Origin of the sequence: Streptomyces sp. NPDC047022 (assembly GCF_040644155.1) — a bacterium.
Classification (GTDB): Bacteria; Actinomycetota; Actinomycetes; order Streptomycetales; family Streptomycetaceae; genus Streptomyces.
The window spans coordinates 65,449-78,461 of sequence record NZ_JBEYVV010000006.1 but is presented as its reverse complement, the minus strand read 5'-3'; the positions used below and the strand labels follow the sequence as shown (position 1 = coordinate 78,461).

The 13,013-nt window shown below is 71.5% G+C and carries 11 protein-coding genes and 2 pseudogenes; 4 read left to right on the top strand and 9 right to left on the bottom strand.

Annotation, left to right across the window (positions count from 1 at the left end; all coding sequences use genetic code 11):
* Positions 1 to 35: 35 nt before the first annotated feature.
* The 3 genes from ABZ845_RS09630 to ABZ845_RS09620 form a co-directional block, all read right to left on the bottom strand.
* Positions 36 to 1,811, bottom strand: a complete 1,776-nt coding sequence (locus tag ABZ845_RS09630) for a M4 family metallopeptidase (RefSeq protein WP_360975399.1) — start codon at positions 1,809 to 1,811, stop codon at positions 36 to 38.
* 362 nt (positions 1,812 to 2,173) lie between these two features.
* Entirely contained in the window at positions 2,174 to 3,205 is a 1,032-nt protein-coding gene (locus ABZ845_RS09625) for a polyprenyl synthetase family protein (protein ID WP_360975396.1), read from the bottom strand.
* A complete protein-coding gene (locus ABZ845_RS09620; RefSeq protein WP_360975393.1) occupies positions 3,202 to 4,248 on the bottom strand; it encodes a tetratricopeptide repeat protein in 1,047 nt (348 codons plus the stop codon). The genes ABZ845_RS09625 and ABZ845_RS09620 overlap by 4 nt, the downstream gene beginning before the upstream one ends.
* Before the next feature lie 324 nt (positions 4,249 to 4,572).
* Between ABZ845_RS09620 and ABZ845_RS09615 the strand changes: the two genes are divergently transcribed.
* Positions 4,573 to 5,199: an alpha-ketoglutarate-dependent dioxygenase AlkB gene (locus tag ABZ845_RS09615; protein ID WP_360975390.1), complete on the top strand. Its 627-nt coding sequence runs from the start codon at positions 4,573 to 4,575 to the stop codon at positions 5,197 to 5,199.
* Between the two features lie 30 nt (positions 5,200 to 5,229).
* On the opposite strand, the gene ABZ845_RS09610 is transcribed toward ABZ845_RS09615, so the two are convergent.
* Together ABZ845_RS09610 and ABZ845_RS09605 are read right to left on the bottom strand one after the other, a co-directional pair.
* Complete coding sequence (locus ABZ845_RS09610) at positions 5,230 to 5,922, bottom strand: TetR family transcriptional regulator (RefSeq protein ID WP_360975387.1); 693 nt, start codon at positions 5,920 to 5,922, stop codon at positions 5,230 to 5,232.
* Entirely contained in the window at positions 5,919 to 7,421 is a 1,503-nt protein-coding gene (locus tag ABZ845_RS09605) for an MFS transporter (protein ID WP_360975383.1), read from the bottom strand. Before ABZ845_RS09605 ends, ABZ845_RS09610 begins: the two co-directional genes overlap by 4 nt.
* Positions 7,422 to 7,836: 415 nt before the next feature.
* On the opposite strand from ABZ845_RS09605, the gene ABZ845_RS09600 reads away from it, so the two are divergent.
* The gene (locus tag ABZ845_RS09600) at positions 7,837 to 8,241 is read left to right on the top strand and encodes a tyrosinase cofactor (protein ID WP_360975380.1); all 405 of its coding nucleotides are present in this window, start codon (positions 7,837 to 7,839) and stop codon (positions 8,239 to 8,241) included.
* A 35-nt stretch (positions 8,242 to 8,276) separates the two neighbouring features.
* A complete protein-coding gene (locus ABZ845_RS09595) occupies positions 8,277 to 9,101 on the top strand; it encodes a tyrosinase family protein (protein ID WP_360975377.1) in 825 nt (274 codons plus the stop codon).
* A gap of 22 nt (positions 9,102 to 9,123) precedes the next feature.
* On the opposite strand, the gene ABZ845_RS09590 is transcribed toward ABZ845_RS09595, so the two are convergent.
* Positions 9,124 to 9,381, bottom strand: coding sequence for a hypothetical protein (locus ABZ845_RS09590; RefSeq protein ID WP_360975374.1), 258 nt, complete (start codon positions 9,379 to 9,381; stop codon positions 9,124 to 9,126).
* Between the two features lie 103 nt (positions 9,382 to 9,484).
* Positions 9,485 to 9,571 (bottom strand): annotated as a pseudogene (locus ABZ845_RS09585) (IS200/IS605 family transposase); the annotation flags it as partial.
* On the opposite strand from ABZ845_RS09585, the pseudogene ABZ845_RS09580 reads away from it, so the two are divergent.
* Positions 9,571 to 10,598: pseudogene (locus ABZ845_RS09580) on the top strand (transposase); the annotation flags it as partial. The pseudogenes ABZ845_RS09585 and ABZ845_RS09580 sit on opposite strands and share 1 nt — an antisense overlap.
* Here the strand turns inward: ABZ845_RS09580 and ABZ845_RS09575 are convergent.
* Positions 10,557 to 10,814: a pyridoxamine 5'-phosphate oxidase family protein gene (locus ABZ845_RS09575; RefSeq protein WP_360975371.1), complete on the bottom strand. Its 258-nt coding sequence runs from the start codon at positions 10,812 to 10,814 to the stop codon at positions 10,557 to 10,559. The pseudogene ABZ845_RS09580 and the gene ABZ845_RS09575 overlap by 42 nt on opposite strands.
* A gap of 122 nt (positions 10,815 to 10,936) precedes the next feature.
* Positions 10,937 to 13,012 (bottom strand): SpoIIE family protein phosphatase, encoded by a 2,076-nt coding sequence (locus tag ABZ845_RS09570; RefSeq protein ID WP_360975368.1) that lies wholly within the window; start codon positions 13,010 to 13,012, stop codon positions 10,937 to 10,939.
* Between the last annotated feature and the right edge of the window lies 1 nt (position 13,013).

Below are 13,013 nucleotides of genomic sequence, written 5' to 3'. Positions count from 1 at the left end.
TGCGGCAGGGCCCCTTCCCAGTCCTGATCCCGCTGTCAGCGGCCGGAGGCAGGGGTGTTGGCCGCGGTCACATCGACGGCGGCCCACGCCTTGTCGACCGCCCGGTACTCGGTGCTCTTCGCGCCGTACATGTCGGCGGCCGCCTGAAGCGTCGCGGTGCGCGCGTCATGGAAGTCGGTGGTCGAGACCATGTACCGGGTCAGCGCCCGGTAGAAGACCGCCAGGGCCTTGGCGCGCCCGATGCCGGCGACCTGGGAGTGGTCGTAGGTAGGCGAGTCGTACGCGACGCCGCCCACCGTCTTCTTTCCGCTGCCCTCGGCCAGCAGGTAGAAGGCGTGCGAGGAGATCCCGGAGCCGGCGTGCACCTCGGTGTCGTACGCCGCGGGCGACCAGTAGTCGACCGTGCCCTCCAGCTTGTCGAGGGAAGGGTGGTCGAGGCGGCGCAGGAACGTCTGGCTCAGGCCCAGCTTCTCCCCGATCATGTAGTTGGGCGGGTTCTTCGGGTTGTTGGCCGCGAACTCGACACCCGAGCCGAAGACATCCGCGAGCGACTCGTTGAGGGCGCCCGGCTCGCCGTACTGGTTCTGGTCCTCGTCCACGCGGGTGGGTTCCAGGCCGGCCGTGGCGTCGACAACACCGTGGGTCAGCTCGTGGCCGGTGACATCGAGCACGACGAGCGGCTTCTTGAACACCTTGTTGTCACCGTCGCCGTACAGCATGCAGCCGCAATCGGAGTCCCAGAAGGCGTTGCCGACCTTGCTCCCGAAGTGGACCATCGCGTGGGCGCCCGTGCTGTTGTTCTTGATGCCCTTGCGGCCGAAGGTCTTCTTGTAGAAGTCCAGCGTCTGGGTGATGCCGTACTGGGCGTCGACGGCGACGGTGGCACGGTTCGAGGTGGCACCGTTGCCCCACTTGTCCGTGGAGCTGGTGAACTTCGAGCCGCCCGAGAACGCCTCGAGTTCCTCGCCCTTGGCGTCGCGGGTCTCGGTGCCCCAGCGGGTGGGGTCGCTCAGGAGGTAGCTGGTGCGGCCTGTCTGCGTGGTGATGAGCGGCACCTTGCCCACGAAGAGGGAGGCGCCGGTGCCGTTCGCGGCCACCGGGTAGTGCCCGGCCGGGGAGGCGGTCGCCGACGTGAGGCCGGAGAGGCCCGCCGCGCCGTCGGTCCCCGGAGTCGCCGACTCGCCCCGCTCGCGCAGGGCGTTCGCCAGAGAGGGCGAGACGAACTCGTCGCTGTCCGAGCTGTTGCTGCGGATCCGGCCGGTCAGCGCGTCCACGACGACCGTGCGTGAGCCGCCGGCCTCCTCGGCACGGCTGCGGGTGACGCGCACCTGGTACGCGAGTGCGGCGTGCCCGTCACGGGCGTCGACGACGAGTTGGGCGGATGCCGCCTCGCCCTGGGCGGCGGATGCGGCCTTTTGCCGGGCCTGCGCCGCCGTCAGCTTCGCGTCGGCGGTGACCGGAGTGACGGTGTGGCGCGCGGCGCGGGTCACGCCCAGGTAGCGGGCGTTGCGGTCCAGGTGGATGACCAGGTCGCCGCCGAGCACGAGCTTGCCCTGGTGGCTGCGGAGGAAGCGGACGTGCTGCTTGCCCTCGGGGTCGGTCATGACGTCCTTCACCTGCAAGGTGTCCCCCCGAGAGACACCTGTGGCGGAGGCGTGGGCGAACGCGGCGGCGCGGGCCGCGTCGACCGGTGAGGAGGCCGCCGCACTGGCGTGGGCGGGTGCGTCCGCGAGCGCCGGCGCGGCGGGGAGCGTGGCCGCCGTCGTCACCGTGACGGCGACGGCCAGGCTGCGTATGTGGGGTATACGCACGGAGTTCCTTCGGACAAGAGGCGGCCGGACGCGCCGACCGCCTGCGGGCACGGCGTTGTCGAGTGCCGTGGGGGCTGGTCGGGCCCCGGTGCGCAACCCTCACCCACTAGCCATGTCCATGTAAAGAAGAAAGATCCCTTTCCAGGGCTTTCAAGGTGATCTCTTTACATATGTTCACGTGCAGGTGATGGCGCGACGACCAACCGTGCGTCGAGTGGAGAGATGTGAGGGGCTGTGCGGCGGTTGCCCGAACAGCCGCCTCAGAGAAGGCATGTGACCAAGGTCTCAACATCTCGGGCCCGGTCACGGCGGCGGCGTGGGTCGGCGGCGGGAGGCAAGGGACCCTCAGGCCTGGCGCCCCGTCACACCGAGCGCCGTGACAGGGCGACGAGCAGGGCCCGCAGTTCGGCGTCGGGCCGCGGAGCCGAGGGAATGGAGTCCAAGAGGGTGTCCGCGGCGGCGAGATGGCGACGCGCATCCGCCAGAGCAGCCTCCCGGCCCCCGGCCTCCGCGACGAGGTCCGCCGCCCGCTGTGCACCCGACTCGTCACCGGACGCCAGCAGTCCGGAGAGTTCCGTGCCGTAGGGCGTGCCGAGGGCGGCCAGGACCGGAAAGGTCTTCTTGCCCTGCCGCAGATCCCCGAGCACGGGCTTGCCGGTGGTCCTGGGGTCACCCCAGATGCCGAGCAGGTCGTCGGCGATCTGGAACGCCACTCCCAGATGGCGGCCGGTCCGGTCGAGCACGGACGCCGTCTCCTCGTCCGCGCCGCCGAAGTGGGCGCCCAGGGCGAGGGCGCAGCCGAGCAGGGCGCCCGTCTTGCGCTCGGCCATCCGCTCGTACTCCTCCACGGTGACCCCTTCGGGTCCGGTCCAGGGGCGGTGCGCGAAGAGCAGGTCGTCGGCCTGTCCGTGGACCAGGTCCCCGAGGGCGGCGCTCAACCGGCGTACGGCCGCCGGGGCGGTGCCCACCGTCTGCACCGCGAGGGCGAACAGGGCGTCGCCCGCGAGGACGGCCGCTCCGGTGCCGTACTCCTTCCACAGGGCGGGGCGGCCCCGGCGCATGGAGTCGCCGTCCATGATGTCGTCGTGCACCAGGGAGAAGGTGTGCACCAGTTCGACGGCTACGGCGCCCGGTACGCCCTCGGAGGCGGGGGCCCCGGCCAGTTCGGCGCCGAGGACGGCCAGCGCCTGCCGTACCCCCTTGCCCTGGCGGGGGCCGGACGGCCCGTCCTCGCGGCCGAGCGCGTAGTCCGCCATACCGGCGACCCAGGGGTGGAGGGTGGCGACCGCGTCCGCGAGGGCGGGGGCCACCAGGGTGCGCGCCCGGTGCACGACCCGTCCGGCGTCCGGCCCCGACGCGCGGCCGAGGACGTCCGCCGTGGACCGCGCGGTCACCGCCGGGCCCCTTCCGCGGCCGAGAACCCGAGTTCCTCATAGGCCCGATGGACCATCTCCCGGCCGTGCCTGAGCCCGATCCCGTCCAGGCCGCGCGCGAGTTCATCGAGGTCGCGGCGGGTCTCGTCGCGGTCGCGGCCCAGCCGCGCGAACGACTTGACCAGGCCCAGCCGGGCGAGGGCCCGGCCGCGCGGCTCGCTCATCTCCTCGAACTCCGCGAGCGCCCGCGCGTAGACGTCGCGTGCCTCCTCGTAACGGCCCGTGCGGTACAGGACGTTGCCGCGCATCTTGTGGTTGTAGGCCAGCGCTCCGGCGAGGTTCATCTCCACGCAGTCGGCCTCGGCCCGGGCGAGCAGCTCCAGGGCGCGGTCGGCATCCCCGTCGCGCGCCGAGAGGATGTCGGCCAGCCCGCGCAGCGCCCAGGCATGGCCGCGGCGGTCGTCGGCGCGGGAGGCGATCTCGGCCGCCTCCTCGAACATGGCGTAGGCGGTGTCGTACGAGCCGGTGTTGCGGTGTATCTGGGCGATGCCCTCAAGCGCCCACACGGTGTGGCGTGCCTCGCCCCTGCGGCGGGCCTCGGCCAGGAGTTGTTCGTGCAGGGCGGTCACCGCCTCGTAGTCGCCCTGGATGCGGCCCGTCTCGGCCATGCCCGCGAGCGAGTATCCGCGCACGACCACGTCCCCGGCCCGCTCGCCGAGGTCGGCCGCGAGCCGCAGCAGCCGCCAGGCCAGCGGAAGGGCGCCCCGCTGCCGGGCCAGGGTGCCGCCGCTCCACAGGGCCCAGGCCATGGCCCCGGTGTCACCGGCGTCCCGCGCGGTGCGGTAGCTCGCCTTCCAGGCCCGGTCCGCGTCGGCGACCTGGCCGAGCCGGCGGTGGGCCTCGGCCACGGCCAGGCCGGAGCGCGCGGCTTCACCCCGGGCGCCCGCGCGTTCAGCGGCGCGCAACTGCTCCGTGCCCGCGGCCAGCACGTCCGTGAGAGAGGAGTTGACCGAGAGAGAGGTCAGAGCACCTTGGTATTCCGGGGCGCATGCCTTGCCGTACATGAATGCCTTTCCGTCTGCCGTCGGCCGGCGCGGCCGGCACGACGACGGGGTGAGCTGGACAGCGGCGGAGGCACGGGATCCGGCATCTATACACACGTTCTCTACACGATGCGTATACCACCCGGGACGCCCGCGCGGGAGTTCACTCCTGAACGGTCGCGAAGGGTTGCGAAGAGGCGTACCGCCCGCCGTTGTCGATCAAGACGTCGCTCATGCGCGCAAGGTTGATTCGCAGCAAAGGAGTTGACGCAATACCGTCCATGATCCGGCGCACACCTCGAGGAGATCAGAACAGATTTTCGAATACAGGGGTACGCTGACCGCATGGCCATGCACCTCCAGGGCTCCCTGTTCGACCAGACGGACGACGTCCGGCTCGGCCCCCTCGACGGGGTGCGGCGTACTGTGCTCGGTGCCGGGGCCTGGATCGATCTGCTGCCCGGCTGGCTGAGCGGAGCGGATGCCCTGTTCGAGAGGCTCTGCGCCGACGTGCCGTGGCACGCCGAGAGGCGCCGGATGTACGACCAGACGGTGGACGTGCCCCGGCTGCTGTCGCACTACCGCGCCGGTGATCCGCTGCCGCACCCGGTCCTGGAGGAGGCGCGCCTCACCCTGTCCGCGCACTACGCCGCCGAGCTGGGAGAACCCTTCGTCACGGCCGGGCTGTGCTACTACCGTGACGGCCGCGACAGCGTGGCCTGGCACGGGGACCGGATCGGCCGCGGCGCCCGCGAGGACACCATGGTCGCCATCCTCTCCGTGGGCGCGCCGCGCGATCTGGCGCTCAGACCGCGCGGCGGCGGAGAGGCGATCAGGCGTCCGCTCGGACATGGCGACCTGATCGTGATGGGCGGCTCTTGCCAGCGGACCTGGGAGCACGCGATCCCGAAGAGCGCCCGGGCGAGCGGACCCCGGATCAGCATCCAGTTCCGGCCACGAGGGGTGGCCTGAGCCGGGTCGCGACGAAGGCCGGGGGCAGGCTCAGGTCTGGAGGGCCGGCGGCAGGCTCGGGCCAGGAGGGCCGGGGGCAGGCTCGGGTCTGGGGGTCAGCTGCGCCTGGACGGCCGGTGCCCAGCGGTCCACGATGTCGCCGAGCTCGGCGGCGCACAGATGGGATCCGCGCGCGATGCCGAACATCACGCCGAGACCCAGCAGCGCGCCCACGGCGAGTTCCGCGCGCAGGCCCGCGTCGGGCCCGTCCAGGCGCCCGGCGAGGCGTTCGGTGACCTGTGTACGGAAGTTGGCGCGCAGGATGTCGCCCTGCTCGCCGTGCAGGGGCGCGAACACGATGCGCAGGACCGGGTCGGCGCCCTGCTCGGTCTGGCTGACCAGGACATGGCGGACCATATGCCGGCCGAGTTCCGCGAGCGGCGCGTCCAGCAGCGTGACCGCGTCCGTCTCGAAGGACATGACCTGCGAGAAGAGCGTGTCCTTGTTCCCGAAGTACTTCAGGATCAGCGGCGGGCTGACCCCTGCCCGGTCGGCGACCGCCTTGAGTGTGATGTCCGCGTGGGCCTGCCGGGCGAGGAGATGGCGGGCGGCTCGCAGGATCGCGGCCTTGGTCGCCCCGGCGTCACGGCGCGACGCGGGGGCGTCCGTGGCGTCACGGTGCGCCCGCATCGCGTCCGTACGGCTCGTGGGAGCCGTGGCGCGCGGGCTGGTCACGGTGCTCATGCTCCTTCCATCGCATCGTCGAGGGTGGCCGTCGTCCGCCCCCGGGCCCGCCGGGTGCGCCCGGAGGGCCGGTCCCCGGGAATGGCGAGGGCGGCGGCACAGGCCACCAGGGCGACCGTACCCGCCATCGCGAATGCCAGCAGATAACCGTGGAGGGTGGGGACGGGGGCCCCGGCGACGGGACGGGTGTGGTGGACCAGGACCGCGGCGACGGCGGCGCTGCAGGTGGCCTGGCCGACGGTGCGCATGAGGACGTTCACGCCGTTGGCCGACGCGGTCTGGCCGGAGGGGACGGCACGCAGGATCAGCGTGGGCAGCGCCGAGTACGCGAGCGTCGTACCGGTGGCCACGATCGTCGCACCCGCGATGATCATCCACAGCCGGCTGCTGTCGGCGATGCGTACGGCGTAGCCGAGAGCGAGGACGGCCGCCCCGAGGGCGAGGGTGATGCGCGGACCGCGCGCCGTCGAGATGCGCGCCGAGACCGGCGAGAACAGCAGCATCGTCACCCCGCCGGGCAGCAGGCACAGGCCGCTGCCCACGATCGACAGGCCCAGTCCGTAGCCGGTGGCCTTCGGGGCCTGGACGAGCTGTGCGGTCACCAGGGAGTTGGCGTAGAAGCCGAAGCCGACCAGGAGGGCGGTGAGGTGGGGCAGGGCGACCCGGGGCAGGGTCGCGAGCCGCAGATCGACCAGGGGCCGCTCGGCGCGCAGCTGCTGGAGGCACCACAGCGCCAGGATCAGCACGCTGGCCGCGAAGAGTCCCAGGATCCTGGGACTTCCCCAGCCCCACTGACCGCCCTGGGAAACTCCCAGCAGCAGACTGGCCAGCCCGGCGGCGAGCCCGAGCGCGCCGAGGACGTCGAAGCGGCCGGGGGCACGGACCGACGACTCGGGAACGGCCCACCAGGCCAGGACGAGACCGGCGGCCCCCAGTGCGGTGGTCACCCAGAACATGGCGTGCCAGTTCACGTACTGGATGACGAGCGCGGCGAGCGGGAGCCCCAGGGCCGCGCCGATGCCCACGGTGGAACTCATGAACGCGACGGCGGATCCGGTGCGTTCGGACGGCAGCTCGTCGCGCAGGATGCTGATCGAGAGCGGGACGACCGCCGCCGCGGCCCCCTGCAGCGCGCGGGCCGCGATGAGCACGCCGATGTCGGACGACAGTGCGCACAGTACCGAGCCCACCGTCATCAGCCCGAGGGCGATGACCAGCACACGCCGCTTGCCGTACATGTCCCCGGCCCGTCCCAGCACCGGTGTGAGCACCGCCCCGGCCAGCAGCGTGGCCGTGACCATCCACGAGACGGTGCCGGCGGAGGAGCCGGTGAGCCGGGGGAGGTCGGGCAGCAGGGGGACGACGACCGTCTGCATGACCGCCATGAGAATGCCGCCGAAGGCCAGCACCGGCACCGTCAGCCGGGCGCGCGCCCCGGTCCGGGGCACCGGCTCGGCGGGGGCGTCCGGCCCGTCGGACGGGGCGGGTATCGGGGGCATGGGCTGCTCCGGCGGTGGCGGGAATCGGGGTGAATGGAAATTCACCCTAGCCGGTGAATTGCCATTCACCCAACCGGGCGCACACGGCCGGTACCCCCGCACATCGGCGGTGCCGGCGGGCCCCCGTCCCGGATCCATGGGCTCCGGTTCGCGTCATATGCGCGAGGTGAGCGGCGTCACCCCCGACCGGCGGGCCGCGAAGGATCCCTTCCCGAGGTCCGCCCGTGGAACGGAATTTCCACATCCGGCACCCATGGAGGGTCATCCGCAACAAGATCATCTTTGTTCAGCTTTGCAGGACATGCCAGCAATTGTCCGGATCTCGGCCAACCGGTTCCGTTCGATTTCCCGGGCCGGCGCGGTGACGGATAGGCAGGACAGGACTCCAACCCCCCTCCATCCGGAAGGACTTCGTATGCCCGAACTCTCCCGCCGTCACGCTCTCGCGGCCGGGGCCGCCGTCGCCGCCACCGCCGGCTTCCAGGCAGTCGCCGAGCCGGCACAGGCACTCGCCGCCCCGGCACAGGCCGCCGGCCGGCCCTCCTCCCCCGCTTCCGGGCACGCTCACGGTGAGCCCGTGCCCTTCGACGAGGTGTACCTCGGCCGCCGGATACAGGGCCGGGCCACCATGGGCGGTCATCACCACCACGGCTACGGGTACGGCGTGTTCATCGACGGGGCCGAGCTGCATGTGATGCGCAACGCGGACGGCACCTGGATCAGTGTGGTCAGCCACTACGACCCCGTTCCGAGCCCCCGCGACGCCGCCCGCGCCGCCGTCGTGGAACTGCGGGGCGCGGCGCTCGTCCCGTTCAACTGACCGCCCGCACAGAGAAGTTCCGGAGCATCCCGCACATGACCGTACGCAAGAACCAGGCTGACCTCACCGCCGACGAGAAGCGGCGGCTGGTCGCCTCGCTCATCGAGCTCAAGCGCAGTGGCCGCTACGACGCCTTCGTCACGACGCACAACACCTTCATCATGGGCGACACCGACACGGGCGAGCGGACGGGACACCGGTCCCCGTCGTTCCTGCCCTGGCACCGAAGATTCCTGATCGAGTTCGAGCGGGCACTCCAGTCGGTCGACTCCTCCGTCGCACTGCCCTACTGGGACTGGACCCGTGACCGCTCACCGCGCTCCTCGCTGTGGGCGCCGGACTTCCTCGGCGGTACGGGGCGCACCCTGGACGGACGGGTGATGGACGGCCCGTTCGCCGCGGCAGGCGGCAACTGGACCGTCTCCGTGCGCGTGGACGCCCGTACGTTTCTGCGGCGCTCACTCGGCAGCGGCGTACGCGAACTGCCCACCAGGGCGGAGGTCGACTCCGTGCTCGCCATGTCCACGTACGACATGGCGCCCTGGAACAGCTCCTCGGACGGCTTCCGCAATCATCTGGAGGGGTGGCGCGGCGTCAATCTGCACAATCGCGTCCATGTGTGGGTGGGCGGCCAGATGGCGACCGGGGTCTCCCCCAACGACCCCGTCTTCTGGCTGCACCACGCCTTCATCGACAAACTGTGGGCCGAGTGGCAGCAGCGCCACCCGGACTCCGGCTATGTGCCGCCGGCCGGAACACCGGATGTCGTCGACCTCGACGAGACCATGAAGCCGTGGAACGACGTGCGCCCGGCCGACCTGCTGGACCACAAGGCGTTCTACACCTTCGACACGGACTGAGCCGACGGGCGCGGGACGCCGTTCAATGTGAGGGGGGCGCCCAGGGGCCGACTCCGCCGACGCGTTCGACGGAGTAGCGCGTGATGTACCCGGGGCCCTTGGGCCTCGGACAGCCGGCGTCGGGGGCGACATAGACCCTGGCCAGCCGGTCGAGCAGATCCCATGCGTCCTCGCTCGGCCGCACGGTGGCGCGCGCCCTGAGCACGGCGTATTCGTTCAGGAACGCGCCCGGGACCCGCGGGGCGTCGAAGGACAGCACGACCCGCGGGTCCCGCTCCATCCCTTGTTCTTTGCAGGGAATCCTGCCCTTCAGGCCGGGCGGGAATGCGGTCCTTGGCCGGGAGGCGCGAAGCGCCGGAGATCGCTGCGCCTGGGGGTGATGGTCATCCCGGGCGTTTCTGGTTCTCGATGTAGTCCTTGACGATGCTCAGCGGTGCGCCGCCGCAGGACCCCGCAAAGTAGGACGGGGATCCGGGCGATCGATCCGGAGCGTCAGGGCCGCTGGTCGTTCAGTTCGCAGCAGGCCACCTTACGCCGTCTCGACAAGGCGTTCGCCGCGTTCTTCCGCCGGGTCAAGTCCGGTGACACGCCTGGTTACCCGCGTTTTCGCGGGGTGAACTGGTTCGACCCGGTGGACTTTCCCAAGGACGGGGACGGCTGCCGGTGGGACTCCACCCCGCACGACCCCGTCACCCGCGTCCGCTTCCAGGGCGTTGGCCACGTCAAGGTCAACCAGCACCGCCCGGTGGTGGGAAAGGTCAAGACCATCAGCGTGAGGGCAAGCGCTGGTACGTCGTGCTGACCACCGAGCAGGTTGCACCGGAGCCGCTGCCGGCGACCGGCTCCGTTGCCGGTATCGACCTGGGCATCGCGAACTTCCTCGCCGACTCGAACGGCGAGTTCGTGCCCAACCCGCGCCATGGCCAACGTGCATCCCAGAAGCTCCAGGCAGCGCAGCAGGCTCTGTCCCGGTTCCCGCGATGCAAGGCGAAGGACCGGACCGCCAACCATCAGCGCGCGGTGGACAAGGTTGCCCAACTCCACGGCAGGGTACGTCGCCAGCGGCTCGACCACGCACACAAGACCGCGCTCGGCCTGGTCCGCGCACACGACTTCATCGCGCACGAAGACCTCAAGATCCGCAACATGAGCAAGGCCCCACGACCCAAGCCCGACACCGACCAGCCGGGCTGCTTCCTGCCCAACGGGGCCACTGCCAAAGCCGGGCTCAACAAGTCGATCAACCATGCCGGATGGGGGGTGTTCCTGACGATCCTGCACGCCAAGGCTGAAAGCGCCGGACGGGAAGTGATCGCCGTGGACCCCCGCAACACCTCCCGCACCTGCCCCGAATGCGGGCACACCCCCAAGGAGAACCGGCCCACACAGGAAAAGTTCCACTGCGTTGCCTGCGGCCACCACGCGCACGCCGACACCGTGGCAGCCACCAACGTTCTACGGGCCGGGCTGGTCCGTCGCGACGCCAACCCGGCATAGCGAGAAGCCCCCGGCTCCAGCCGGGGGAGGAGTCACGTTCCGCACCTTCACATGCCGCGACATATGGCCGCTGACGATCTGGTCGCCGTCCAGCCCGATCCAGATGACGGTCACCTGCGGGCTTCCGTCGGGGTTGATGGTGCTCAGATGGGCCATGGGGCCCGACTCGATCAGTTCCCGCAATTCCGGCGGCAGAGAGGTGTGCTTGCTCGTCACACCCCTTCAACGGCGCCACCGGGCGGCCGGAAGCGCGAACGGGCGGCTGGGCGCGGGCGAATCCCCCGGAGGACGCAATCCCGGTGACGCCGCCCGCGCGGTGCTCCCTCGGACACCGCGCATCACGCCGGGCTGAGCGCCAGCTCGGTCCAGACCGTCTTGCCGTCGGGTGAGTAGCGGGTCCCCCACGCCTGGGACAGCTGCGCCACGATGAACAGCCCGCGCCCCCCTTCGTCGGTGGTGCGGGCGTGCCGCAGATGGGGCGCCGTGTCGCGCCCGTCGCTCATCTCGCAGGTGAGTCCCCTGTCCAGGATGAGGCGCAGTTCCAGCGGCGGGCCTCCGTAGCGGAGGGCGTTGGTGGCCAGTTCGCTGACGATGAGCTCGGCGTTCAGCGCGGTCTCCTCCGCCACGCTCCACTCGGCGAGCGTGTCACGGGTGTACTCGCGTGCCATGGCGACGGCTGCGGGCGTGTCGTCGAGCTGCCGGGTGGCCACGCGATCGGGCGGGAAGCCCCGAGTGCGGGCCAGCAGGAGGACGACATCACCGTTCTGGATGCCGGGCGGGAGGCTGTAGAGGACGTCGTCGCACAGGTCGTGCACCGAATGGTGGCCGTCCTCCTTCTGGAGGGGGCTCTCGGTAGCGGCGAGACAGGCGGCGAGGGCCGGGGTGCCAGGGAAGGCGATCATGCTGCCGAGCGGGAGCGGGATGGAGTCGGCGGCGAACGGGGCGCGGTCCGTGTTGCCCAGCGCGGGACCGGCCGGGGTTTCCAGGCGGTCGACGGTTCCGTCGGGACGGACGATCACGGGTGCCGGGTATCCGGCGCGAGCGGCGGTGCAGGTCCGGGTCAGCGGGTCGTAGACGGCGTACACGCAGTGTGCGCCGGCCGGTTCACGGTACAGGGGGTTGGTAGGCGGCAGGTCGGCGCGCTCGGCGGCCAGCAGTGTCGCTGTGTCGTTCAGACGTGCGAGGAGTTCCTCCGGGTCCAGGTCGAGCGCGGCCAGGGAGTGGACCACGGTGCGCAGCTGTCCGACGGTCGCCGTGGCGGCGAGGCCCTCTCCCCAGACCGTTCCCGCGACCAGGGCGGTGCGGGCGCCGGAGAGGGCGATCGTGTCGAACCAGCCGCTGCCTCCGCCGCCGGTCCGGGCGATCCCGTCGGCCTCGAGCGCGGTGTGGCACGCGGGGTGCAGCGGGAGCATGTGCCGCAGGACGGTCGCCGCGACCGTGTGGTCCCGGGTGTAGCGGCGGGCGTTGTCGATGCACAGCGCGGTGTGCCCGGCGACGTCGCGGGCGAGTTCGATGTCCGCCTCGTCGTAGGCGCCGGCCGTCCGGGAGCGGTACAGGCTCACCAGCCCCAGCACCGTGCCGCGCAGGTCCAGCGGAACGACGAGGAGGGAGTGCGCCCCGGACTCGCGGATGGCACGGGCGCGAGGGGGGTCGGCTGCCAGCCACGGCAGGCCGGAGTGCAGTCTCACAGCACGGGACCGCAGGTCGGTGAGGGCCTGGCTGTACGGCGTCGGTCCGGGCAGAGCGCGCACGTCTCCCACGGGGTGCGCCTGGGACCGGCCCTCTCCGGCGCTGCTGCGGAAGGCGGCACGGCGCAGCCGGGCGTCGCGTGGCAGGGGGGCGAGCGGAGGGTCGTCGCCGCGGATCACGGCGTCCACCACCTCCACGACCGCGACGTCCGCGAAGGCGGGTACTACCGCGTCGACCAGCTCCTGGCAGGTCGACGCCACGTCCAGGGTGCGTCCCACACGCTGACGCACGGCGTCGAGGGCGGCCAGCCGGACACGGGCCTTCTCCCGGTCGGTCACGTCCACCACCGTCAGCGCCAGGCCGAGGACCGTACCGACCGGTGCCTCCAGGCGGAACACGGAAACCTCGTACTGACGTTCGCGACCGTGGTAGACGGGGGGACTCGCCCGCACGATCCGGTCCCGCAACGGTACGCCGTCGTCCAGCACCCCGCGCAGCAGCGCCTCGATCTTCTCCGGCTCCGCCACATGGTGCGAGCGGGGAAAGGGCCGGCCCACCAGGTCCGCCTCCCGCAGACCCTGCATGGGCGGCGTGGCGGTGTTGACGCGCAGCACCCGCAACTCGGTGTCGAGGACGATCAGGCCGATCGGGGAACGGGTGAACAAGGCATCGAGGATCGCCATGCCGGTGTCGAAGGCGGCGGGGACCCCCGTGCCGTCCGCCATG